This window comes from Lysinibacillus zambalensis, from assembly GCF_040183165.1.
Taxonomy (GTDB): Bacteria; Bacillota; Bacilli; order Bacillales_A; family Planococcaceae; genus Lysinibacillus; species Lysinibacillus zambalensis.
In genome coordinates, this window is the sequence record NZ_JBEGDG010000060.1 from 1 (window position 1) to 1073 (window position 1073).

Sequence of the window (1073 nt, forward strand, 5' to 3'; positions counted from 1 at the left end):
TATTCACGATTCCGTGTCTTTACGCTAACATTGCGCAAAACACAAGATATTTTATTTTCATTTTTAACAGAAGCTTTTGAAAAAATTGGCGGTGTTCCAAAAGAAATTGTAACGGATAATCCAAAAACGATTATGGATAAACCACGAACAGAATATAGTTCAGGAAAAGTAAACAGCCGGTTCGCAGCATTTGCGAAGGATTTTGATTTCAAGGTACGACCGTGTATTGCGGGACGTCCTCGAACAAAAGGTAAAGTAGAAACACAGATGAAATTTATAGATGAAATCCATGCGTATCAAGGTCAATTGACCTTAGAAGAGTTATATCAGTTTATTGAAAAATTGATGAATCGTATCAATCAATCTTTTCACCAAGGCTCTGGAAAAATACCTGTATTTGCATTAGAAAAAGAAAAGAGCTCCCTTCTTCCGCTACCAACAGAAAAAATCAGGAACTCTTATCGTATCAAGCATCAGCTTGTACAAGTGAATACATCAAGTATGATATCCTACAAAGCCAACCAGTATTCAGTCCCCACCAAGTACATTGGGCAAAAAGTTGGGATACAGATACATGATGATCAATTATGGATCTATTATAACATGGAGTGCATTGCACAACATCCTATATCTAAACGAAAATTAAATATTCGTCCTTCGGATTACAAAGAAACGTTGCAAGTTTCTGCACCTAATTATCCAGATATTGATGCTTTAGCGAAAAATAATCTAAAAGCCATTGGAGAGGTGTATGAAACATGATACAGCAAACAAACTATCAGCAGCTTCTAAAGAATCTAGAGTATTTAAAATTAAAGCAGATGATCACACATCTAGATGAAGTCGTAGACTTCAGTGTTCATAATCAATTATCGTTTATTGATACGTTGATTAAGCTAACAAATTATGAAATTGATTTACGTGAGCAAAATATGATTCATGCGATGGTAAAAGTGGGCGCATTTCCTAACTTAAAAGAAATAAAGGATTTTGATTTTGACTTCCAACCATCGATAAATCCGCAGCAAATTCATGATTTTACTACACTGCGTTTTATTGAAAGTAGTGAAAAT

The 1073-nt window shown here is 34.5% G+C and carries 2 protein-coding genes; both read left to right on the forward strand.

Annotation, left to right across the window (positions count from 1 at the left end; all coding sequences use genetic code 11):
• The coding region (locus ABNX05_RS26010) for a Mu transposase domain-containing protein (protein ID WP_432760177.1) at positions 1-762 on the forward strand (762 nt) is incomplete at its 5' end.
• The coding region (locus ABNX05_RS26015) for an ATP-binding protein (RefSeq protein ID WP_349662336.1) at positions 759-1073 on the forward strand (315 nt) is incomplete at its 3' end. The genes ABNX05_RS26010 and ABNX05_RS26015, both read left to right, overlap by 4 nt.